The sequence below is a fragment of the Myxococcus sp. CA040A genome (assembly GCF_013336725.1).
Classification (GTDB): Bacteria; Myxococcota; Myxococcia; order Myxococcales; family Myxococcaceae; genus Myxococcus; species Myxococcus llanfairpwllgwyngyllgogerychwyrndrobwllllantysiliogogogochensis.
In genome coordinates this window covers 1232105-1255103 of the sequence record NZ_JABUMR010000004.1, presented here as the reverse complement: position 1 = coordinate 1255103, position 22999 = coordinate 1232105, and the positions used below count along the sequence as shown (strand labels likewise).

Below are 22999 nucleotides of genomic sequence, written 5' to 3'. Positions count from 1 at the left end.
GGATTCCCGTGGACCAGCCGTCGGAGGCGATGTGATGGACCGTCCCGACGAGGACATGGCGCTGTGCGTCCAGTCGCAGCAGCAGCACGCGGAAGATGGGGCCGTGCTCCAGGTCGAAGGGCCGTGAAGCCTCCTCGCTCACCAGTCGCCGGGCCTCGACGAGCTTAGAATCCTCCGAGAGGGACTCCAGCTCCCTCACCGTGACAAGCATGGGCTTGGGGGCGTGGATGTGCTGACGCGGCTCTCCGTCGTGCGTCACGAACGTGGTGCGCAGGGATTCGTGGCGCTCGACGAGCGACGTGAAGGCGCCCTGGAGTGCGTCCACCTCGAGCGGCCCTTGCAGGAGCAGGGCGAGGGGAATGTTGTAGGTGGAGCTTCCGGGCTCGAGCTGGTCGATGAGCCACAAGCGCTGCTGCGCGAAGGACAACGGCAGCTCGCCCGTGCGCGGCACCAGGACGAGCGGAGGCCGCACCGTGCCCTTGCCCGCGAGGGTCGCCGCATCGAGCCGCCGGGCCAGCGCTTCGATGGTGGGGGCCTCGAACAGCTCCCGCAGCGCCAGCTCCACCTTGAAGGTGTTGCGGATGCGCGAGACGAGCTGCGTGGCGAGCAGCGAATGTCCGCCGAGCGCGAAGAAGTCGTCCTCGATGCCGACCTGGGGGACGCGAAGGACCTGCGCCCAGATGGAGGCGAGCAGCTCCTCGGTGGGCGTGCGCGGCGCGACGTAGGTGGAGGAGGGAGCCGAGAGGACGGCCTCGGGAGGAGGCAGTGCCTTGCGGTCAATCTTCGCGTTGGCGGTGAGAGGGAGCGCGTCCAGGCGGAGCAGGGACGACGGCACCATGTACTCAGGGAGCCGAGACTTGAGGAAGGCTCGGAGGGAGACGGCGTCCAGGTCGTCGCCGACAAAGTAGCCGACGAGGCGCTTGTCGCCGGGGACGTCCTCGCGAGCGATGGCGATGGCATCGCGGATGGAGGGATGCGCGAGCATCGCGGCTTCGACTTCGGGCAACTCGATGCGGAAGCCGCGCACCTTCACCTGCGCGTCGGCGCGACCGATGAAGGCGAGCGTCCCGTCGTGGCTCCAGCGGACCAAGTCGCCGGAGCGATAGAGGCGCGCCCCAGGGACGGAGGAGAACGGGTCCGGGATGAAGCGCTCCGCGGTGAGTGAAGGCTGGCCGACGTAGCCGCGAGCCAGGCCGTCACCACCGATGAAGAGCTCACCGGTGATGCCGATGGGGACGGGCTGAAGCGAGGAGTCGAGGACGAGAAGGCGGGTGCCGTTGGTGGGCTTGCCGATGGGCACCGTTGCGCCAACGTCCTCGAGCCGAGCGACCAGGAAGGTCGTGGCGAAGACGGTGGTTTCCGTCGGGCCGTAGCAGTTGGTGACGGAGACGCCCCAGTCCTGCAACGCGCGTCGGACATGAAGGGGCGAGACGATGTCGCCGCCCGTGAGGACGCGCTGGAGTGAAGGAGGCGCAGGGAGACGACTCTCGACGAGCTGGGAGAACAGACCGCTGGTGGCCCAGAGCGTGGTGACGCCGTGTCGAGCGACAGTCTGGAAGAGCTCCTCGAGCGAGGGCGCCTGAGGCGGGAGGACGACGAGGCGCGCGCCGTGGAGCAGGGCGCCCCAGATTTCGAAGGTGGTGGCGTCGAAGGAGATGGGAGCGAGGAGGAGGTGGGTCTGCTCGGGCCCGAAGCGGGTGTAGTCGACGCCGACGAGGATGTGGATGACGCCGCTGTGGGTGCAGCCAACGCCCTTGGGCTTGCCGGTGGAGCCGGAGGTGAAGTCGATATAGGCGAGCGACGCGGGGAGGGCGGAAGGAGGCAGGGCCCGGGTGGGGCTGTGGGCCAGCGACACTTCATCCAACAGGACACACGCCAGCCCATCGGTGGGAAGCTTGTCCAGGAATGCGCGGGTGGAGACGAGGACCTCGGGCCGCGCGTCCTCCATCATCGAAGCGAGACGCTCGCGCGGATACTTCGTGTCGAGGGGGACGTAGGCGGCGCCAGCCTTGAGGATGGCGACGAGGGCGATGATGAGTTCGGCGGAGCGGTCGACGGCGATGGCGACGCGGGAGTCGGTGCGGACGCCGAGCGAGCGCAGGTGCCAGGCGAGCTGGTTGGAGCGCTCGTCGAGCTGACGGTAGGTGAGGGAGGTGTCACCGACGAGGAGCGCGACGGAGTCGGGTGCGCGCGCGACGACATCGGCGAAGACGGCGGGCAGGGTGGAGTCCGGCGAGACGAGCGCGGGAGCCGAGGCCCAGTTGGTGAGGACGTCTCGCCGCTCCTCGACGGTCAGCATGGAGTGGGTAGCGAGCGGAGCGTCGGGCCGGGCGACGACCGCTTCGACGAGCAGCTCGAAGTGCCGCGTCATGCGCTCGATGGAGGCTCGCTCGAACAGGTCCGTGTTGTAGGTCAGCGCGCCGAAGAGGCCGTCCGGCCCGTCCACGAAGTGCAGCTCGAGTTCGAACTTGATGACGGTGGCTTCAACCTCCACCGGGCTGAGCGACAGCTCCTGCTTCTGGAGGGCCGACGCGGGCGTGTTCTGGAGCGCGAAGAGAACCTGGAACAGCGGGCTGCGGCTCAGGTCTCGACGAATCTGAAACTCCTCGACCAGGCGCTCGAAGGGGACGTCCTGGTGCGCGTAGGCCCCCAGGGCGGTCTCCTTCACCTGCCGCAAGAGCTGGAGGAACGTCGCGTTCGTGTCGATGCGCGCGCGGAAGACGAGCGTGTTGACGAAGAAGCCGATGAGCCCTTCGAGCTCCGCGCGCTGGCGACCCGCGATGGGTGAGCCGACGGCGATGTCGTCCTGCCCGGTGTGACGGGACAGGAGCAACTGCCATGCGGCGAGCAGCGCCATGAACGGCGTGATGCCTTCACGCTGGCACAGCGTCTTGAGCCGCTTGGAGACCTCTGGCCGCAAGGTGACGAGCACCTGGGCACCGGTGAAGGTCTGCACGGGAGGGCGCGGCTTGTCGAGCGGCAGGTCCAGCGTGGCCACACCCATCAGGCGTCCGCGCCACCATGCGAGCTGCTGCTCCAGCACTTCGCCCTGGAGCCAGTCGCGCTGCCAGACGGCGTAGTCGGCGTACTGGAGGGACAGGGGTGGAAGCGGCGACGGTGCCCCCATCGCGAAGGCCCCGTAGAGGGTGGCGACCTCCTGGGTGAGCACGCCCATGGACCAACCGTCGGAGACGATGTGGTGCATGTTGAGCGCGAGGAAGTGCTCGGTGGGGGACGTCTCCAGCAGCAGGGCGCGGACGAGCGGGCCGGTGGAGAGGTTGAACGGACGCAGGTACTCCTCGCGCAGCAGTCGCTCCACCTCCTGGCGGACGGCGTCCGGCGTCTGTCCCTGGACCTTCACCACGGTCACCGGCAGCTCCGCGTGCGGGGCGACGATCTGGAAGGGCTCGTCGTTCTGCTGGAGGAACGTGGTGCGCAGGGCCTCGTGGCGCCTCACCAACTCGGCGAAGGCCCGCTGGAGCGCGGCCAGATGAAGCGCTCCGTCCAGTCGGACGAAGGAGGGCATGTTGTACGTCGCGCCGCCGGGCTGGAGCTGGTCGAGGAACCAGAGGCGTTGCTGCGCGAAGGACAGCGGCAGCGGTCCTGTGCGGGCCACTGGAACCAACGCGGGCGGCTGCCGGTTCCGCGACGTCATCAACGTGGTGTCGATGCTCGCCGCGAGGGCGACCACCGTGGGTGCGCCGAAGACGGTGCGCAGCGGCAGCTCCACGCCGAACGCGGACCGCACACGCGACACGACCTGGGTGGCGAGCAGCGAGTGCCCGCCGAGCGCGAAGAAGTTGTCGGTGACGCTCACTCGCGGCACGTGCAGGACGTCGGCGAAGAGCGCGGCGAGCTTCTCCTCCAATGGAGTGCGGGGCGCGGCGAAGGCGGCACCTCCGCGCAGACTCTCCGCATCGGGCGCGGGCAGGCGCTTGCGCGCGAGCTTGCCGCTGGGCGTGAGGGGCAGCGCGGGCAGCGCCACGAACGCGGACGGCAACATGTACTCGGGCAGGCGCTGGAGTACGAACGCGCGCAGGGCCTCGGTGTCGAGCGTGGCGTCGGGCGAGACGACGACGTAGCCGACCAGTCGCCTGTCGCCCGGCACATCCTCGCGAACGATGACCGCGGCATCACTCAGCCCCGGCGCGGAGCGGAGCACGGACTCGACTTCACCCAGCTCGACGCGGAAGCCGCGCAGCTTGACCTGGGAGTCGAGCCGCCCCAGGAAGTCGAGCGTGCCGTCCGCGCGCCACCGCGCCGCGTCTCCGGTGCGATGGAGCCGCGCGCCCGGCTCCGTCGAGAAGGGGTCGGGGACGAACGCCTTCGCGGTGACTTCTGGCTGTGACAGGTAGCCGTGCGCCAGGTGGGTGCCACCGATGTACAGCTCTCCCGAGACGCCGATGGGCACCGGATGGCCGAGCGCATCCAGGACATACAGCCGCGTGTGGCCGACCGGACCGCCGATGGACGGAAGCCGGGGCCAGGACGTGGGAGTGCCCTGGAGTCGGAAGGCGGAGACGACGTGCGCCTCGGAAGGACCGTACTGGTTCTCCAGGACGCTGCCCGGCAGCTTCGCGAAGAACGCTGCGAAGGTGTCGCTCACCTGGAGTTGCTCACCCGCCGTCACCACTTCCCGCAGCGCGGAGGGCAGGGTGGCGCCATGCGAGACAGCGTCGGCGATGGCCTGAAGTGCGGCGAAGGGCAGGAAGAGCCGCTCGACGCGCTGCTGCTGCATGAAGTCGAGCAGCGCGGGGATGTCCTGGCGCAGTCCTCCGGTGGGAAGCACGAGGGTGCCGCCCGCCCACCAGGTGCAGAACATCTCCTGGACGGAGACGTCGAAGTTGAGCGACGCGAACTGCAACGTGGTGGCGCGCGGCTGGGGAGCGCGCTTCAGCTGCCACGTGAAGAGCGCGCTCAGCGCGCGGTGGGGCATGACGATGCCCTTGGGCACCCCCGTGCTCCCGGACGTGTAGATGATGTAGGCGGGGCTCTCCGCCGAGACGTCGAGACCTGGCGCGCGTCGGGACTGGCCGGCGACAATGGCCGCGTCGACATCCAACAGGAGGACGCGAGCGCCGCCATCGGCGGGCAGCGACGGCGTGAGCCGGGAGTGGGTGAGGACCACGGGCGCACGCGTGTCCGCGAGCATGAAGGCGAGGCGCTCGGCGGGATAGCTGGGGTCCAACGCGACATAGCTGGCCCCCACCTTGAGCGTGGCCAGGACGGCCACGGCCATGTCGAGCGACTTGTCCAGGCAGATGCCGACGATGTTCCCCGGCGTCACGCCTCGCGCGAGCAGGTGGTGCGCGAGCTGATTGGCCCGCGCGTCCAGCGCCGCGTAGGTGAGCGAGTCGGTGCCGTCGGTGACGGCGATGGCGTCGGGCGTGCGAAGCGCCTGGGCCTCCACGGGTGCGTGGAGCGTGGTGGGCGCGAAGGGCTCCCGCGACGTGTCGTTCCAGGAGACGAGGACCTGGCGACGCTCGGGCTCCTCCATCATCGGCAGGCGCCAGACGGGCTGGAGCGGGTCCTCGACGGCGGCTCGCAGCAGGCGCACGAACTGGTCCGCCATGCGCTGGACCGTCGCCGTGTCGAAGAGGTCGGTGTTGTATTCGAACACCGCGTTGAACACGTTGCCGTCGTCGGACGCCAGCAGCGAGAGGTCGAACTTGGCGGTGCCGCTGATGGCATCCAGCGGACGGACCTTGAGCGGCGCGTCGGGGTCTTCCTGTCCCTGCGTCTTCGGCGTGTTGTGCAGGGCGAGCATCACCTGGAACAGGGGCGTGCGGCTCTGGTCCCTCTCGGGACGCAGCTCGTCCACCAGCTTCTCGAACGGGACGTCCTGGTGCGCATAGGCACCGAGCGTCGTCTCGCGCACCTGGGCCAGCAGCTCGCGGAACGTCATGCCCGGGGTGAAGCGGGCGCGCAGCGCGAGCGTGTTGGCGAAGAAGCCGATGAGGCCTTCCAGGTCCGCCCGCATCCGGTTGGCGATGGGCGAGCCGACGATGATGTCGTCCTGCCCGGAGTAGCGCGCGAGCAGCGTCTGATAGGTGGCCAGCAGCACCATGAAGGGTGTGACACCCTCCTGGTGGCACAGCGCGTGGACGGCGGGCGCGAGCGCGGCGGGAAGGTCGACGCGCAGCATGTCCCCGCGCAGCGACTGGATGGGAGGCCGCGGCCTGTCGGTGGGCAGCTCCAGCGCGTGCGGCGCGTCGGCCAACTGGGTGCGCCAGTAGGCGAGCTGTGACTCGAGCACGTCGCCCGTCAGCCAGCCGCGCTGCCAGACGGCGAAGTCCGCGTACTGCACGGGCAGCTCCGGCAGCGGCGAGGGCCGGCCGAGCGCGAACGCCAGATAGAGGGCGGGGACCTCTTGCGAGAGGACGCCAATGGACCAGCCGTCGGAGATGACGTGGTGATTGACGATGAGCAACACGTGCTCGTGCTCATCGAGCGTCAAGAGCCGCGCGCGCAAGAGCGGGCCGGTGGCCAGGTCGAAGGGCGTGCGCGCTTCCGCGTCCGCCAGTCGCTGCGCCTCCGCGTCGCGCGCCTCCGGGGGAAGGGCGCGCAGGTCGTCGACGGAGATGGTGAACGGCGCGGGCGGTGAGACGGCCTGGACGGGGCCGTCCTGCAGCGAGCGGAAGCGGGTGCGCAGCGTCTGGTGACGCCGCGCCAGCTCCGTGAAGGCGCGCTCCAGCAGCGAGTGCTCCAGCGGGCCCGTGAAGCGCAGGCCGTAGAACATGTTGTAGGCGGGACTGCCGGGCTGGAGCTGATCCAGGAACCAGAGCCGCTGTTGCGCGTACGACAGCGGCGCGCCGTCGCCGTGACCCGTGGGGATGGGCCCGGTGAGGGACTGGCCGGACTCGAAGAGCCGCGCCGCCAGCGCCTTCACGTGGGGCTCGCGCAAGAGCGAGTGTCCGTCTCCAGGCGTGTCGTCGACCTGGGCGCCCTCCTCCGCGAGCACCGCCCAGCCCTTGTCCTTCTCCACGTCCGCGGCGTCCACGACTTCGGCGGCGCGAACGATGCGCGCGGAAGCGGCAAAGGCCTCGGGGACGTAGCGACGCGCGGCGCGCACGTGGGCGGAGAAGAGCTTGAAGCGCGCGCGCAGGAACTCGAGCGTCGTGGCCGCGGGCAGCAGCCCCTGGCGCGTGCCCTCCGCGTGCAGATGCACCAGCAGGGGCTCGGGGTCCTTGCCCGTGGTGAGCGCGGCGGGAAGCTCGAGCGGGGGCAGGCCCGCCTGGAGCGCCAGCTCTCGCGCGAAGAGGGCGGCGTGCGCGGCGAGCGCCTGGGCGGAGATGCTCCTGTCGGGTGACGCGGGCGGCGGCTCGATGAGCGTGAGCCGCGCGACGTGGCCGTCACGCTGGAGGAGGCGCGCCATCTCCCACGCGATGACCGCGCCGAGCGCCCAGCCCGCGAGGTGATACGGCCCTTCGGACCGCTCCGCGCGCAGGGCCTCCACGTAGAAGACGGCCATCGCCTCCAGCGACTCCAGCGGCGCGCGCCCGTCGTCCAGGCCTCGCGCCTGGATGCCGACCACGGGCTGGGACGCCGGAGCGTGGCGGACCAGCTCCGCGTAGCAGTCCAGGCGGCCGTCCATCGGATGCACGAGGAAGAGCGGGCTCGCCGCGTCGTTCCCCGCGCGCAGGGGCACCAGGGGAGAGGCGGAGGGGCTCGCTTCGGATGGGATGACGGGCCCGACGGACGTCGGGGAGTCGTTGCGCGTGCTCACGGAGTACTCCAGTCAATTCATTGCGCGGGGCCGGGACGCTGCGTGCTCAGGACGGGGTGTTTCCCGTCGCCGAGAGCGGACTCTCGGGCACGGCGCCAGCCGGGGGCTGCTCGGAAGGAAGAGAAGTGGCGAGCGGGTGGGAAGGAATCATGTCCGGAAGCTCTTCCTGGACGCGCCGCGCGCGAGGAGACAACAGGAGGAGTCCGACGGCGCCCAGCACCGCGAACCCCAGGACGACGAACAAGAACGCGATGCCACGCCCGGTGCCGGTGCCCAGCACGCGCCCCACGCTGCCGGCGAACGCTCCGCCCGGCGCCATCCACGGCTCGAAGACGCGGTCCGCCAGGGGACCTGCGATCAACGTGGTGAGCAGCACCCCGGACTGTCCCACCGTCTTGCGCAGCGCGGACACCCGGCCCTGGATTTCCAACGGCACCTTGAGCTGCCAGATGACATGGGAGTTGGTCGTGGTGAGCGGCATGGAGAACAGGAACAGCGCCGCCGCCGTGGCGAGCAGCGGCACGCTGGGCGGCAGCGCGGCCAGCAGCAGCATGACCGAGGCGATGATGGGGAAGCCCGCGATGCCGAGGATGCGGCGCCTGGGGCCGCCCCACACGCTGGTGAGGATGCCGCCCGCCAGCAGGCCCATGCCGGAGATGGAGCCGATCAGTCCCAGGTGCTTCAGGTCCGTGAAGGCCAGCACCAGCGGCGTGAAGAGCAGGAGCACCAGCGCGAGGCTCGAGTTGGTGAACGTGCTGAAGGCCAGGATGTACGACAGGCCCGGCCTGTCCCGGACGAAGCGCCACCCCTCCGCCAGCTCCGCGCGCATGGATCGAGGCCCCGCGCGCCGCACCGAGGCCCCGGGCGCCGACGGGAAGCGCACCACCACCAACACGCCCGCGGCGAACAGGAAGCTGACCACGTCCATGAAGAGCACGCCGTGCAGGCCGATGCTCCCCACCAGCAGGCCCGCGAACAGGGGCGACGCAATCTGGCTGATCGCCCCGCCCAGCTCCGCCATGCCGCTGGCCCGCCCCAGGTGCTGCTTGGGGATGAGCAGCGGCGTCGTGGCCGTCCACGCCGGCCAGCGAAACGCATTGCAACAGCCCCCCAGCAGGACGATGGGGTACAGGTACCAGGCCTTGAACGCGAGCTGGCCCAGGTCATCCGCCACCAGCAGCAGCCAGATGAGCGCGGTGGTGAGGCCGGAGCCCACGTCGCTCCAAAGCATCGCCTTCCTGCGGTCCCACCGGTCCACCAGCACTCCGGCGAACGGCGACAACACCGCCAGGGGCAGCGTGGCGAAGAAGGAGATGAGCACGAAGCGCGTCGTGGAGCCGGTGAGCTGGTAGACGTGCGCGCCAAGCGCGAACGACGTCAACCCCGAGCCGAAGAGGGAGACGAACTGCCCCAGCCACACGAGGCCGAAGGTGAGAAGCGGGCGCGACGGTGAAGCAGGCGACGGGGCAGTCATTTCGCGTGGCGATGCGAGCTGGGTTGGCTGGCGAGCTTCCCACTGGCCAGGGGCACGGCACAGGAACTGGGCACTCCCAGATCAGCTTCACAGCCCTGACGCATTCTTGCAAACAGACTACCCGGACAGTCGCGCTGATACCTGCTGAAACACGGACGGTGCGTGTGGCCGAAGGGAGGTGGCGGGGGAGGGGGCCCTTGTTGCGAGCGGGCGGGCACGTCGCACCTTCTTGCTCAGCAACCCGTTCACCACTTCCAGGAGGCCTTCATGGCGCACACCGACAAGGATGTCGACACGCTCAATTCCTTCCTCCGGGGCGAGATTTCAGCGGTGGAGACCTACCGGCAGGCGATGGGGCACATCGAGGATGACGTACGGCGTCGCACGCTGGAGGAGTGTCGACAGGACCACGAGCACCGCGTGGAGACGCTGCGCTCGCGCATCCTGCAACTCGACGGCAAGCCGGCGGAGGGCTCCGGCATCTGGGGCGCCTTCGCGAAGGTGGTCCAGGGCGGAGCGGACGTCCTGGGTGAGAACGCCGCCATCTCCGCGCTGGAGGAAGGCGAGGACCATGGCCTGCGCGACTACGAGCGCGACGCGGACAAGGTCCACGGCGACCTGCGGCGCTTCGTGCGCATGGAGCTGCTGCCCGCGCAGAAGAGTACGCACAAGAAACTCAGTCACCTGAAGCACACCCTCCACTGATGACGTGACGGGTGGGAAACCCCAGGCCCGGGCCCCGCGACTCGTTCGCGGACCCGGGCCGTTTCCGTTGGGACTCTCAACTTCCAGGAATGCGCGCGGTGCCTTGAATGGCCGGGCGTCGACCTCGTCACAACCGGCGCGGGTTTCATCTGAGGGAGTAGATCGCCGGGGTGGGGCTGGACGTCGAGGGTTTCACGCCGAGCGGATGGGGCCTGGAGGTTGGGGTTGTGGCGTGCGATAAACGGGGGTCCGCCGACGAGGCTGGAGGAGATGCATGTGGCTGGACGACAGCTCTTCGGAACGCGACGAGGTCTCCGGTGAAGCGCGGCGCGGAGACGAGCGGACCGTGGAGCCCGAGCCAAGGGAAGCGGAGCGCGAGAAGATGCCCCTGGCCCCCGTGGCGTTGAAGGAGAGCAGCCATGCGGGAGCGCTGAGCGCGACCTGTGAGGCGCTGTTCCGCTCCACCGAGGCGGCCCTGCCCTGGGCGTGGAAGCTGCTCCAACTGGCCAAGGGCCCTGGCGCCTTGTCGTCCGAGGCGCGCGGCGCGGCGCTGGAGTTCCTGGACCGCATTCCGCCGCACGTGCGCCGGGGCGTGAGCGAGCTGCTCGCCTTCAGCAACCTGTGGCAGGCGGTCTGCACCCGGCTGGGGCGCCCGGTGGCGCGCTCCACGGAGGAGCTGCTGCGAGAGCTGAACGAGGACCTGCAGCTGCTTCTGCGCGGCGCGCAGGCCCGGCTGGGGACGACGGCCGCGCTGGAGCAGGGCCTGCTGTTGCACCTGGGGCGCCTGCGCGAGTCGCGGGGCATGGAGCCTTCAGCCGCGCTGGAGCTGCGCGCCGCGCTGGACGCCTTCACCCACTCGGTGACGCAGGTGATGGCCGCGGCGAGCGCGTACCGCCGCGCGTGGGAGGCCGCGCAGGCGGAGCTGTCCGAGTCCGCGGAGTGGCTGGGCGCGGGAGACCCCGGCTTCTGCGCGTGGCTGGCCGAGCACCTCTCCGCGTCCGTGCCCGCCTGGCGCGAGGCGCATGCGTCCAGTCGACTCCTCCAGGAACTGGGCGCGCTGTCCGGTCCTCCGTAGGCGGGCTGCTCAGGCCTCCACGAGGATGCGGTGCCGGTACAGCTCCAGCAGGATGTCCTCGGACAGGTCCGCCTGCTTGTGCTCGCGCAGGTGGTGTCGCACGGCCTCCACCGGCTGCCGGCCGGTGAACTCCACGAGCAACCCGTAGGCTTCTCCAGGGAGGGCAATCGCGTCGAAGTCGCTGTATGCGCCCAGGGCCACGCTGCCGTCGGGCAGCCACTGCACGGTGGCGTCCGGGTTGAAGCGGAGGGTGCGCGGCAGCTGGGGTGAGACGGAGGTCGCGAACAGCTTCTCCACGGCCTTCAGCTCGATGACGCCGTCCAGGCCCAGCAGCTTGTCGAGTCCTTCCGCCGTCAGCCCACGCACCAGTTGGTAGCAGGCGCGGAAGTACTCCACCTCGCGGCCCGCGTGCTCCTTCCACAGCTCCGCGTAGACGCGCGTGGGGGGCGGCGCGTCGTCCAGGTCCTCCACGCCGAGCGGGACGCTGTTCAGCTCGGGGCGGTCCTTGCCGGAGAGGATGTAGTCCGGCAGCAGCTGGAGCGCCGTCCAGCGCGACAGTTGAATCTCCGTCAGCGTCAGGTACGTCTTGAGGGACATCCAGAACTTGCGGCCGTCGGCGCCCGAGACGTACTTGCAGAAGAAGGTGGAGCAGACGGCCTCGCGGTACGGCCAGATGGTGCAGCCGCCGCTCTCTTCGCCGTAGTAGGGGCAGCGAAGCGACGCGGCCCGGCCGAAGAACTGGTGCCCGTTCTTGTAGAGGAAGTTGAACTTCGCCGGGGGCTTCACCCACTGCGGCGTCACGCCGATGCGGCCCGCGATGCGCGCCTCCATGCGACCGCGTCCCTCGGCCAGCTCCGGGCGCTCATCCGACAGCAGGGCGCCGACGAGGTAGTTGGGCAGGCGGGGGAAGTAGGTGCAGCACTTGGTGTCGGGACGGAAGAAGCGGCTGACTCCGTCCACGGACTCCACGGCGCCCTCCGCGTTGTCCTTGCACATGGCGCACTTGGAGCACGTGGCCTTGGTCTCCTCGGGGACGTCCTGCCGGAAGAAGCCCGGGAGGAGGTCGCGGTAGAGCTCGGGGAGACTGTCGAGGAGGCGGGTCATGGGGCGGGGGGCTCGGGGGCTCTCGGAGGTGGGTCAGCGCGCGGAGGGGTCGTACCACTCGATGCGATAGGTACAGGACTCCGCGTCGTGACGGGTGCGGGAAATGGTGAGGCCCCGCACACCGATGCGATGCAGCCCTTCTTCCAGGACGCCCTCGACGAAGCCCTCGGTGACGTCCGGCTCGTTGAACCACAGCTCCGCGGTGGTGGGGTTCACCACGTTGACGCGCGTCTGCGTGAAGTTGTTGCCGCTGCGGAAGTTGTGCGTCATGCGGCCCAGCGAGCGCATGGGACCCAGCACGCGCGCCAGCGTGAGCACCGCCGAGCCCATGACCGTCTGCGCATAGCCTTCAATCATCCGCCGGGCGAGCCGCCGCCGGGCCTCTTCCAGGGGCTTCTCCGGATAGAGGGAGCGGCCGACCTCGTCCAGGCACCTCACCCACACGGAGTGGGGATAGGCGGCCTGGAGGGGGGCGTCCAGGTCCATGCCCAGCTCGCGCAGCTGGGTGCGCAGCTCGTAGGACAAATCCTTGTCGAGCGTCTTCAGGTAGAGGCTGTCCACCGTGTTGCCGAAGATGACGCGCTCCTGGCTCATGCGCTCGTGCCCCCGAGTGTCGCCGGCCTACCCGGGCCGGCGGACGCGCATTCTCCCCGGAGGTGACCTCCGGAGGCCAGTCCTGTCGACGACTACTCGCGGACCTCGTGCACGGGCAGCACGGGCGGTAGCACGCTGTTGCAGCCACGGCCCAGGTTGCCGAGGACGATGGAGTAGTCCGTGAAGTCGACGACGCGGTCCCCGTTGAAGTCCGCCGCCGGGCTGGCCGGGGGCACCCTCAGCCCGTAGTTGGCGAGCATGAAGCGGTAGTCCACGGAGTCGACGCAGCCGTTCCCATCCGTGTCGCCGGGGATGGGGAGCGGGCGCACGTCGTCGATAGGCGTGTAGCGGCCTCCGGACGCCTTGGCGACCTCCTGGACGAAAGTGAGGAAGAAGGGCTCGGGCGCCAGCGTGATGTGGTTGAAGAAGACATCCGCGTCGAAGACGAGCTGGAAGGGATTGGGGCTGTCGCGCAGCGGGTCGCCCGTCTTGAGCATGTTGCGGACCTTCCACTCCCACGAGCCTTCCTCCAGGTCGGGATAGCGCGTGGCGCTCGGAGGGCCGTAACAGAGCGTGGCCTCCGGCGTGCTGTTCTCCTCGCCGTCGGAGATGAGGCGGACGACCTTGCGGGCGTCGATGCCGGGGCCGAACTGGAGCAGCTCGTCGGCGGCGTCGCAGACAGCGAGCGCCAGGGGCGTCGCGCCCGCGCCCACGCTCAGCCGGCTCAGGCTCGCCACCGTCGTCGGGCCGTCCTCGAAGCCCTGCTCCCGGCGGTAGCCGCCGCCCTCGAACGTCCAGATGGCGAACAGGCGCGGCAGGGCGTTGGGCGTCTGGACGAAGTCGCGCCCGCGCACGAGCGCATCCGCGAAGCGCGTCTGTCCCGAGGCCCGCGTCGTCCTCATGGTGCCGCTGCGGTCAATCAAGATGATGACGTGCTCCTCGGTGAAGGCGTGCGCCGCGGTGCCGGACAGCAAGGCGAGTGAGAGTGCCGCGCCCGCGAGTGCACGCGGGGCCCACCGATTCAGGATACGGGCGAACATGGGTGTCTCCTTGTCGAGTTGCATCAGAACAGCTCCACCTTCACGGGGATGATGCTGTCGTTGCGCGTGCCATCACCGAGCTGGCCTTCCGCGTTGGCCCCCCAGGCCCACGTCGTGCCGTCCGAGCGCAAGGCCATGGAGTGGTGGTCTCCGGCGATGACGGCCACGACGCCCGTCATCCCCGCCACCATCACCGGGACATGGCGGTTCTCCAGGAAGCCGTCCCCAATCTGGCCGTCGAAGTTGAAGCCCCACGCGCGCACCGTGCCGTCCGAGCGCAGCGCCAGCGAGTGATAGTCCCCCGCGGTGATGGAGACGATGCCGCTCAGGTTCGCCACGGACACCGGCGCGTTCTGGCTCAGCGTGGAGTTGTTGCCCAGCTGTCCCGAGCCGTTGTAGCCCCAGGACCACACCGAGCCGTCCGAGCGCAGCGCCATGGAGTGGTAGCCCCCGGCGGTGATGGCCGTCATCGCCGACAGCCCCACCACCTGCACCGGCACGATGTGCCAGGCGTTGTTCCCGCTGCCAATCTGGCCATCGAAGTTGTAGCCCCACGCCCACACCGTGCCGTCGGAGCGCAGCGCCAGCGAGTGGCTGTGGCCGGCCGCGATGGCCGTCACGCCCGCCAGGCCCGTCACCTGCACGGGGTGGTTGCGGTCCACCGTCGTCCCGTCTCCCAACTGTCCGTAGCGGTTGAAGCCCCAGCCCCACACCGTGCCGTCGTTGTGAAGCGCGAGTGAGTGGTACGCCCCCGCGGAGATGGCGGAGATGCCAGACAGGCCCGACACCGGCACGGGCTGGGAGCGGTTGGTGTTGGAGCCATCGCCCACCTCGCCCCGCGTGTTGACGCCCCAGGACCACACGGTGGTGTCGCCCTTGAGGACCACGGTGTGGCGGTGTCCGGCGGCCACGGCCACGCTGGCCGTCAAGCCCATGCGCGCGGGCAACAGCCGGTCCGCGCCCAGGCCGTTGCCCAACTGGCCCTCCTCGTTGTCGCCCCAGCTCCAGAGGTTGCCCGCCGCGTCCAGGTAGACGGAGTGCAGCTGTCCCGACGTCACCCCGGGGTTGCCCAGCGTGGTGTTGCCCACGCGCACCGGAGACATGCGGGGCAGGAAGGTGCCGTCACCCAGCTGGCCGAAGGCGTTGTCACCCCAGGACCACACGGTGCCATCCGCGCGCAGCGTCAGCGAGTGCTTGAAGCCCGCCACCAGAGTGACGCCGCCACTGAGGCCCGCTTGAATCGGCAGCGTGCTGCTCGTCAGCGTGCCGTTGCCCAACTGGCGATAGCGGTTGTCACCCCAGGCCCACACCGCGCCGTCCACGCGGACCGCCAGCGAGTGGTAGTTGCCGGCGACCGCCGCCAGCACGTCCGTCAGCACCACCTGCACGGGGTAGGCGCGGTTGATTTTCGTCCCGTCGCCGAGCTGGCCCGTCGAGTTGAGTCCCCACGTCCACGCCGTGCCATTCGAACGCAGCGCCACGCAGTGGGACGCTCCCGCGGAGATGGTCACCACGCCGGCGAGCGACTGCACCTGCGCGGGCGTGCCCCGCGTCGTCACCGTGCCATCGCCCAACTGGCCACTGCGGTTGTCGCCCCAGGCCCACACGGTGCCGTCCGAGCGCAGCGCCAGCGACGTGTTGCCACCGGCCGCCACCGCGATGACGCCGCTCAGGCCCGCCACCTGCACGGGCAGCGTGCTGCTGGTCGCCGCGAGCGCGCCGAGCTGCTTGTAGCGGTTGTCGCCCCAGGCCCACACGGTGCCGTCCGAGCGCAGCGCCACCGAGTGCGAGAAGCCCGAGCCCACCGAGAGCACGCCGAACAGGCCCTGGGCGCGCACGGGCTCGTTGCTGGCGAGGACGGTGCCGTTGCCCAACTGCCCCGAATAGTTGTCACCCCAGGACCACACGGTGCCATCCGAGCGCAGCGCCGCCGAGTGGTAGTCCCCCGAGGCCACCGCCACCGCGTCCTCCAGGTTCTTCACCTTCACCGGCGTGGGGCTGTCGGTGAACAGGCCATTGCCCAACTGTCCCTGCCGGTTGTAGCCCCAGGCCCACACCGAGCCGTCCGAGTGGACGCCCACCGAGTGGTACTGACCCAGCGACAGCCGGGTGGCGGAGGCGCGGCCCGCGAGCGCCTGGCGCAGGGCCCGCTCGTGGGTGGAGGGGTCCTCGCCGCCGCAGCCCGTCCAAAGCCAGAGGCCGACGAAGAGCGCCCACGTCCAGCCAATCCTCGACGACAGGTGCGACTCGTTCAGGCTCATGGCCATCCCTTCGGTGTGCGCCGTCAGCGACGGCACCAGGTCTTGCCTTCGGTATCCTTGCAGCCGTCCACCACCCACCGGGCGATGAGCCGTCGCAGCTCCACGGGCAGCTCCATGCCGGCCATGGGCATGCCGGGCTTCGCGGCGACCAGGCCGTGCTCGGCCTCCAGCGCGCGCGTCTCCAGCCTGCGCCAGTACTCCTCGCCCGACTTCTTCTTGAGGTACGTCTTCAGGCCCTCCGCGTCCGCCGTGAAGGCGCTGGCCGCGCGAGGGCTCGTCGCGTGGCAGTGCACGCAGGTGGCGTCCCGGAAGAAGGGGCCCCAGAGATAGGTGAGCATCGTGGGAGGCACCGCCCCGGGCATGGCGGCGTCCTTCATCGCCAGCCGCGTCACGCGCGCGTCCAGCTCGCGCTCCTTCTCCACCCGCATCTCGTCGAACAGGCGGTGCAGGAGCCGGGCCTCGTCCAGCGAGAGCGGCACCTCCGGCATCTGTCGTTCCGCGCGCGCGTAGGGCGGCTGCTCGCGGCAGTACTCATACGTCCACTCGGGCGTGTAGAGCCCCAGCGACACCCCGTCCCGTCCGGAGAGGGGCTTGTCTCCGGCGTGACAGCTGGCGCAGCGCGCCTTCCAGAGGGTGTCCGCGTCCTTGCGCTCGGAGGCCGTCAGCTTCGCGGTGGGGGCCTCCCTCGCCGGCAGCCGCACCGACAGGAGCGCGGCGACGTCCTTCACGTCGCCCGACTGGAGGCTGGGGTAGGCCATCATCCGGGGCGCGCGGCTGCCCTCCTTCTGGGAGAGGGTGCTGGGGCGCTTGAGGAAGGCGGCGAGCCCCCGCGAGGAGATGCGGGGCACCTTCTGTCCCGGATGCTCGAGGAGCTCCGGGGCATTCATGTAGGCCAGTGGCGTCTTGGCCAGATGCGCCAGCTTGTCCTCGCGCACGGGGATGGCGAAGTAGCGCGGGTCCGGCTCGCGCTTCTGGCGCTTCACGGCGACGTCGTTGATTTCGGCGTGGCAGCCAAAGCACTGGCTGTCCGTCCACCGGCCCAGGCCGTTGGCGAAGCGCGTCTGGGGCTCGGTGCGCTTGGACGTGTGGCAGCCGGTGCACTCCTGGGCCACGACGCCCTTGGCGGAGGCCAGGCTTCCCAGCACGAGGACGAGGAGGGCGAGCCGTCTCACGGCGCGCTCCCGGTGGGCTGGGTGAGCTTCACGCGCGAGGGGTCCTCCTCTGGCTCGGCGAGGCCCCGAAGCACGTCGCGGAAGTCCTCGGACGTCGCGTCCTCCTGCTTCGCCTGACAGCTCCGGTAGGCGCTCACCAGGGCATACCCGGACACCGACCACCGCGCTTCGGTGGAGCCGGCGGGTGGGGGCACCCGGGTGACGATGCACTGCTGGACCTGCTGCCTGCGCTGCTCCGGCGTCTGGCCGGGCTCGTCGGGGTCATCTCCCGAGCACGCGCACGCCGTCCATCCCATGAGTCCCGCCAGGACCCAGACCCATCGTGTCATCTCGAAAGCTCCCGAGCCGGGAGCGTCATGGCCGTCGCCATGGCCGCCCCCGGCTGCTGATGTGAGGGTTTGTCTTCGCGCGGGGCGCCTCGCCGACTAGCCGAAGTTGATGACCAGCGGCGTGGGCGTGCAGATGGCGGCGGAGTTGCTCGCCGCGGCCGGGGACATCGTCGCGGTCTGCGCCGTCAGGTTGAGCGTGAAGGACTTGATGTACGTCTCCCAGCCGACCTGCGGGTCGGACGTGACGAACAGGGAGGGGCTGAGCTGGGCGAGCTTGGCGGACTCGAAGAGCACGTTCCAGCTGTTGCCGCCCACGCCCAGGTTGGGCGTCGTCTGGAGCACGCCGTCCGTCACCAGTCGCTGGTTGATGGCGGGGACGTTCAGCAGGGGGCTGTTCGTCGCGCACAGCGGCACCGAGGCGCGCAGGGTGATGACCGGGTTGGCGGCGATATGGGCGCGCACCATCGCCTCGTCGGCGGGGAAGAAGTGGACGCTGAGTCCGCAGACGAGCGGATAGTTGCCGCCGACCACCGCCGGCCGGTAGTTGGTCGGCATGCCCTTGAGCAGGTCCGCGATTCCCGCCGAGGGCTGGCACGAGCCGGCCGAGGGCAGCGGGAGCAGCCGCGCGTCGGTGATGCCATGGCGGGTGATGAAGCCGTTGTACAGGTCCTGCGTGTGGGCGGTGGGGTGGAGGTTGACGAAGAGCCGCCTCATGCCAGCCACGGTGGCGACGGAGTCGGTCGGAATCTGCACGTACTGTGTATAGAAGACGGGGCCGCGATCCATCCCCATGTAGGGAACGAATACCATCTCAGACTCGCGGATGGTGCGCGCATAGTCGAGTGGCGGCGTGTCTGTCTGGGCCTGGGCGGACGTGACGGAAAGACACAACACGGCTGCGAGAGAAAGCTGAAGCAAGCGCATGGAGAAAGGGCCTGGGTGAAGGAAGGAAAGGAGGGGCGGAAGCCACCCCGAAGATGGCCTCCGCCCCGAAGTCATGGCGGTGCGGAATTACTGACCGATCAGCGCCCTGCAGCCCGCGTCTTCCATGTTCCAGCGGACGCGGCCCAGCTCGAAGCCGTCCAGGAGGCAGGTGACGTTCATGTTGGTCTTGACGGTGAAGTCCGTGGGACCCGGGTTGTACTGGATGTAGGTGACCTCGTTGCGCTCCAGGATGAGCTTCTCGTAGTTGGCGCGCATGGTGAAGATGGAGTTGGTCTGGTTGGAGACCTGGCCGTTGACCGGCGTCGTGTAGCGGCGGACCTCGTTGAACAGCTCGTCCTGGAGGCGGGCCTGGACGGCGTTCACGACGTTGATGAAGTTGGAGTCATTGGGCGCGGTGGGGCCCCAGACGCCGTTGTTGAGGTACTCGATGCGGATGCCGCACGCGTTCTCGGACGAACACGTGACCAGGCGCTCGAAGAAGGCGCGAACTTCGATGTCCACGCAGGAGCTCAGGTGGAACGCCGCGAAGGCGCTGGCCTGCTCGAACAGCGAGCGCCAGTTCACCGTGAAGCGCGCCTGACGGGTCACGTTGTGGGTCTTGATGTCCCAGTCAATCTGGGCCGTCATGATGTTGTCCCACTGGGCGCCCGTGGCCATCAGGGCGCGCAGCTGGTTGGTCCAACCCGGCAGGGTGGTGGCCTGGAAGGAGATGTCCTGCGCGACGACGCTGCCGCCGAGCGCGGGCAGGGTGTTGAACTTGTACATCACGTTGGTGTTGATGTCGTACGGCTGGGTCGGGTCCAGGTGGGTGAAGCAGTTGGGCACCGGGACGTCGCGGCCGTTGACGACGATGATCTCCATCTCGCAGTCGATCTCCACGCGGCCGTTGACCGGCGCGTACCCGGAGAGGACGAACTGGGTGGTGGAGCGGTTGGCCGGAGCCGGGGCGATCTGGAAGCCCTTCGCCGCGGCCTCCGTCGACAGGCGGTTGAGTGCGCCCAGGTCGCTGGTGGTCGAGAACGAGCCGCCCAGGTTCGCCAGCTCCATGCCCGCGAAGAAGCCGAACACGGGGATGAAGGAGGTGATCTGGAAGCGGGGGACGGGGTTGGTCGTCGTGGGCGACTGGACGGCGATGCCGCCGCGGCGCGGGACGTAATAGACGAGGTTGAGGTTGTCCGTGTCGCCCAGGAGCGTGAACGCGTCCTGCACAATCGGAGAGAAGTGCTGCGACATGGGCCTGGCGGCGGGGGACATCGGCGCGGCGAGGGCTTGCGTCGCAGAAAGCGACAGCGCGGCTACGGCGGTAGCGGAGAGGAACTTCTTCATGAGAGACATTCCTTTGCGTGGCGTGAGGACTGGAGGGCGCACCCTTCCCGTGCCTGCGAGCCGAGGGCTCGCAAACCGCGTGTTGGCGTCTTCGGTTCCCCGCCATGCGAGCGTGGGTACCGAGGCCGTTCCGAGTGCTGTGTTTGGACTCCCCCCCATTTGTCCAAGGGCGATGATTGGACTTGGACGGTGGCATCCTACCGATTGCGGGCCAGACTGCCAGTGCGGGTTAGGCTAAATCGACTTTGTCTTGAAAGGTTATTTTGTCGGTGAAATCTGGTTTGCTTTTGTTTGTGGTTTCCCGAGGGGTCCGACGGATTCACCGCCCCTTCCATGGCGGATGCGTGTCAATGACGGGGCCTCACGGCAGGAGCACGAAAGGGTGTGTGGCTTCACTGGGAGGCGATCTGCGTGAAAACCGCACGTCCGCCCGCGTCGTGGCTTGAGCACGTGAGGCCAAGGCCGGTGGGGGCCGGGCGCGGAGATCGGAACCGTGAGGGCAGGGTGCCCGTGCGCCAACGGCGGCCGAGGTGTCCCGGTGGTGCACCGTGCCTTGTCGCCGGCCAGGCGAGCGCGTCGCACCGGGTAGGGCCGCTGGGAGCGGAAGTCTTCTGTCCCGCTGCTCGCGCCGAGCTGGAGTGCGCGGGTGACACTCGCTCCGCGTGCGTCATGCCGCGACTCGCGTGAGGAAGGTGGGTGTGAGTGAGCGCGTGAGTCGTTCACCACCCGTACGAGTGCGTGAGACATGGATGATGAAGGGGCACGACATCGTCACCGCGCGGAGGAAGTGTCCGCTACACTGCACGGCCAATGCTGTGGGTCACCTCACCGGTGGGCTTGCGCGGGACACGTGCCATGGACGGCTCTGGTTCCATCCCTTCCTTCGCCGTGCGCCGTGGCGAGGACGCGCTGTCTCGCGTGCGGGACTCGATGGCGCACAAGTTTCCCCACTTCCTTCCCGTGGCGCGTCGGTCGCTGTCCGCGCTGGTGGGCTTCTGTGATGGCTGGCAGCGGACGTTTCCGGCGCGCCAGGCCTCGGGCGTGGTGCCGGAGCTGACGACCTGGGAGCGCTTCCTCTCCACGGAGCCCCGCACGCGGCGCATCATGGTGACGGTGCAGCCCCTGGGGGTGGACACCTCGACGGGCACCTGGGCGCCGGTGCTGCTCGCCCAGGTGGCGCGCTGGCATCGGGACACGCGAGGGCGCCGCTACAACCAGCCCACGGATGTGTGGCTCGCGGGGCTGGGGCGTGAGGGGTTGGACGCCCGGCAACGTGTCTCCGACGACAGCGTGCTCACGGTGGCCGTCACCAGCGAGGGCGGAGGCTTTCGGATGGCCCGGCTGCCGTTGGATGACGCGCAGCTGACTCCGGAGGCGGTGGCCGGGTGGCTTGCGGCCTGCGCGCCGTGTACGCTCGCCGAGGCGCGCCGGGCCGGGTGGCATCCCCAGGTGGTGGTGGACGTCGCGGGCCGGGGGCGCAGCGCGTGGACCTCGCATCTGCTGACGACGAGCACCTGGCTGGGCGCCCGGGTGGAGCCTGGAACCGGCTCGCTGGAGCTGGCGTTCGACCATCTGGTGATGGATGGCAGCGCGATGATGGAGGTGTCGCGGGCCATCGCCTCGGCGCTGCCCCGGAAGGGACGCGCGGCCGCTGATGAATGGCTCACGGGGGCCGAGGACCCCTCGCCGCTCTTGCGCGTGGAGCTCCCGGAGCGGCTGGACTTCCGCAACCTCGCCTGTGCCTCGCTGGTGGCGCTGGGGCGCTCCAGCGGGGGCCTGCTGCGCTCCGACAACCCCACCATGCTTGTGCCGGTGTTGCCGGATGCGCCGTCGTCCGTGGCGCGGCCCTGGCGGCGCATCCGCATCGCGGTGATTCCCACCAGGACGAGCCAGGGGCCGGTGACGCCCGAGCAGGTGTCATTGCTGCTGGAGCGCACGCGAGGGGAGGGCGGGGTGTTGGAGGATATCTTCTCCACCTTGTATTCGCCGGCGCTGCCCTGGTGGATGCCGTCGCTGACCACGCATGGCTTCGCCTTCACGCCGGGACTGCGACAGGTGGCCACCGCGCTGTGTGGCAACGCCCTCTTGTCGAAAATCACCATCGAGGTGGAGGACGAGGCCGCCCTGGAGCGGCACCTCCCCATCTACTTCAACACCATGCGGCCGCTGCCCGCCGTGGGGGGCGGTGTGTCCCTCTGCGTGACGGAAGTGTTGTGCGCGACGCGCAAGGGCGTGCGCAAGCGCTTCTTCGGCGCTATCGCAGGCAGCGGCCCCTTCACCGCCCGAGAGCGGCTCACGGCTTTTCGGACGGAGCTCGAGCGCGAGGTGCTGCTTCGTGCCCGTCCCCCGATATCCCCTTCCCCCTGACCCGCCGTCCCCTCCGGCGCAGAGAGTCCCCCCACTCATGGTCAATCCCCCCGACCCTGGCCGCATCGTCCCGCGACTGAATCTGAAGTTTCACTTCGACGCCACGTTCCCCCGCGTGTGGCATCACAACGGTCTGGGTTCCACGCAGCTGTGGAACGGGCTCAACATGCTCTTCCCCGAGGGAGAGCGGTTCATCGTGCGCAGCGTCAATCACTACCTTCATGCCCTGGATGACGCGCCGGAGCTGCGCGCGCAGGTGAAGGCGTTCTTCGCCCAGGAGGGCAAGCACGCGCGGGAGCACCAGGACTACATCGAGCTGCTGGAGTCCCAGGGCTACGTCATCTCCGGCTTCATGCGGGCCTATCACCGCATCGTCTGGGGCTTCATCTTCAAGTACTTCCCGCCGGTCCTGCGGCTGTCCATCGCCGCCGCGCTGGAGCACTACACGGCCATCATGGGCGAGAACACGCTGACGCTTGGCGTGTTCGCGGATGGCCACCCAGCCATGCGCGCGCTCATCGAGTGGCACGCCGCCGAGGAGATTGAGCACAAGTCCGTGGCCTTCGACGTGCTGCGCAAGGTGGCGCCCGGCTATGCGCTGCGGGTGACGGGGATGTGCGCGGCCGTCATCGCGCTGTTTGGCCTGTGGTTCGCGGCCACCGTGACGCTGCTGCGCCAGGAGCCCGGGCTGGGGTGGACAGGGGTGTGGCGCGAGCTGCGGCGCGCCCACGAGAAGGACCCGGTCCTGGTGCGGGTGGTGTGGCGCGGCCTCAAGGAATACCTGCGGCCCTCCTTCCATCCGTTGGACAACGACAACCTGCACATCGCCCGGGCCCACCTGGCGACGCTTGAAGAGCCCTCCCGCGCGGAGGCCGCCTGAG

14 protein-coding genes are annotated in these 22999 nt (G+C 69.5%); 4 read left to right on the top strand and 10 right to left on the bottom strand.

What is annotated here, in order from left to right; all coding sequences use genetic code 11:
* Both HUA75_RS21995 and HUA75_RS21990 read right to left on the bottom strand, forming a co-directional pair.
* Positions 1–7726 (bottom strand): non-ribosomal peptide synthetase (locus HUA75_RS21995; protein WP_174487470.1); only part of this gene is annotated, 7726 nt, incomplete at its 3' end.
* Between the two features lie 46 nt (positions 7727–7772).
* A complete protein-coding gene (locus HUA75_RS21990; RefSeq protein WP_174461730.1) occupies positions 7773–9200 on the bottom strand; it encodes an MFS transporter in 1428 nt (475 codons plus the stop codon).
* A gap of 267 nt (positions 9201–9467) precedes the next feature.
* Between HUA75_RS21990 and HUA75_RS21985 the strand changes: the two genes are divergently transcribed.
* Positions 9468–9905, top strand: a complete 438-nt coding sequence (locus HUA75_RS21985) for a DUF2383 domain-containing protein (protein ID WP_141646270.1) — start codon at positions 9468–9470, stop codon at positions 9903–9905.
* A 274-nt stretch (positions 9906–10179) separates the two neighbouring features.
* Positions 10180–10980 carry a hypothetical protein gene (locus HUA75_RS21980; protein WP_141646269.1) on the top strand — a complete coding sequence of 267 codons (801 nt, stop codon included), beginning with the start codon at positions 10180–10182 and terminating at the stop codon, positions 10978–10980.
* Between the two features lie 9 nt (positions 10981–10989).
* Here HUA75_RS21980 and HUA75_RS21975 read toward each other — a convergent pair whose 3' ends face one another.
* From HUA75_RS21975 to HUA75_RS21940, 8 genes are all read right to left on the bottom strand, one after another.
* Complete coding sequence (locus tag HUA75_RS21975) at positions 10990–12084, bottom strand: hypothetical protein (RefSeq protein WP_174457287.1); 1095 nt, start codon at positions 12082–12084, stop codon at positions 10990–10992.
* Between the two features lie 33 nt (positions 12085–12117).
* A complete protein-coding gene (locus HUA75_RS21970) occupies positions 12118–12678 on the bottom strand; it encodes a DUF2378 family protein (RefSeq protein ID WP_141648788.1) in 561 nt (186 codons plus the stop codon).
* A 92-nt stretch (positions 12679–12770) separates the two neighbouring features.
* A complete protein-coding gene (locus HUA75_RS21965) occupies positions 12771–13718 on the bottom strand; it encodes a VWA domain-containing protein (protein WP_174468259.1) in 948 nt (315 codons plus the stop codon).
* A 23-nt stretch (positions 13719–13741) separates the two neighbouring features.
* Positions 13742–15979: an RCC1 repeat-containing protein gene (locus HUA75_RS21960; RefSeq protein ID WP_174487469.1), complete on the bottom strand. Its 2238-nt coding sequence runs from the start codon at positions 15977–15979 to the stop codon at positions 13742–13744.
* A 23-nt stretch (positions 15980–16002) separates the two neighbouring features.
* Positions 16003–17151, bottom strand: coding sequence for a hypothetical protein (locus HUA75_RS21955; RefSeq protein WP_174487468.1), 1149 nt, complete (start codon positions 17149–17151; stop codon positions 16003–16005).
* Positions 17148–17480 (bottom strand): hypothetical protein, encoded by a 333-nt coding sequence (locus HUA75_RS21950; protein WP_174487467.1) that lies wholly within the window; start codon positions 17478–17480, stop codon positions 17148–17150. Before HUA75_RS21950 ends, HUA75_RS21955 begins: the two co-directional genes overlap by 4 nt.
* A 96-nt stretch (positions 17481–17576) precedes the next feature.
* Positions 17577–18404: a hypothetical protein gene (locus HUA75_RS21945; protein ID WP_141648793.1), complete on the bottom strand. Its 828-nt coding sequence runs from the start codon at positions 18402–18404 to the stop codon at positions 17577–17579.
* 87 nt (positions 18405–18491) lie between these two features.
* Complete coding sequence (locus HUA75_RS21940; RefSeq protein ID WP_141648794.1) at positions 18492–19751, bottom strand: hypothetical protein; 1260 nt, start codon at positions 19749–19751, stop codon at positions 18492–18494.
* An 855-nt stretch (positions 19752–20606) separates the two neighbouring features.
* On the opposite strand from HUA75_RS21940, the gene HUA75_RS21935 reads away from it, so the two are divergent.
* On the top strand, positions 20607–22118 hold the full coding sequence (locus tag HUA75_RS21935) for a hypothetical protein (protein ID WP_254627657.1): 1512 nt from the start codon (positions 20607–20609) through the stop codon (positions 22116–22118).
* A 37-nt stretch (positions 22119–22155) separates the two neighbouring features.
* Positions 22156–22998, top strand: coding sequence for a metal-dependent hydrolase (locus tag HUA75_RS21930; RefSeq protein WP_141648290.1), 843 nt, complete (start codon positions 22156–22158; stop codon positions 22996–22998).
* Position 22999: the final 1 nt, after the last annotated feature.